The sequence below is a fragment of the Bradyrhizobium sp. LeoA1Lang genome (assembly GCF_055413685.1).
The window spans coordinates 1-609 of sequence record NZ_JBVAPG010000485.1 but is presented as its reverse complement, the minus strand read 5'-3'; the positions used below and the strand labels follow the sequence as shown (position 1 = coordinate 609).

The following is a 609-nucleotide window of genomic DNA, read 5'->3' as shown; positions in this document are numbered from 1 at the left end:
GATCGGTCAGCGAGATCTGCTTGTCCTCGCTCTTCATCATCTCCGCATTGATCGCGTTGAGCCGAACGATCTCCTCCTTGAGCTTCTCGATCTTGCCCTTCAACCGCTCAACCTTCGCCTCTGGCACTGCATCGCCGTGCCGATCGGCGGTCTCGAGCTGCGAGAGATAGCGGGCGATGCTCTCATCGATCCGCTCAAGACGCCTCTTCATCTTGGCCTCGGTGAAGTTCTTGTCCCGCGCATTGACCGCCTTGAACTTCGATCCATCGATGGCGACGCTCGCTGCAACAAGCAGATCGAGCTTGCGGCACAGCGCAACGAACTCGCGGCAGACCTCACGAATGGCCTTGCCATTGTCCTTGCGGAAATCCGCGATGGTCTTGAAGTCCGGCGCCAACTGCCCGGTCAGCCAGATCATCTCGATATTGCGCTGGCATTCCCGCTCCAGGCGTCGGCTCGACGGCACGCGATTGAGGTAGCCGTAGATGTAGAGCTTGAGCATCATGCCGGGATGGTAACCGGGGCGCCCCGTGTCGTGTGGCTGGACGCCAACGAAGCCGAGCTTATCCAGATCGAGCCCGTCGACGAACACATCAACCGCACGCACCG

The 609-nt window shown here is 60.1% G+C and carries 1 protein-coding gene; it reads right to left on the bottom strand.

All coding sequences use genetic code 11. The features are described 5' to 3' along the window. Window positions 1-609, bottom strand: a 609-nt coding sequence (locus ACZYOF_RS44260) for a transposase (protein ID WP_463719659.1), incomplete at both ends; no start/stop codon positions are given.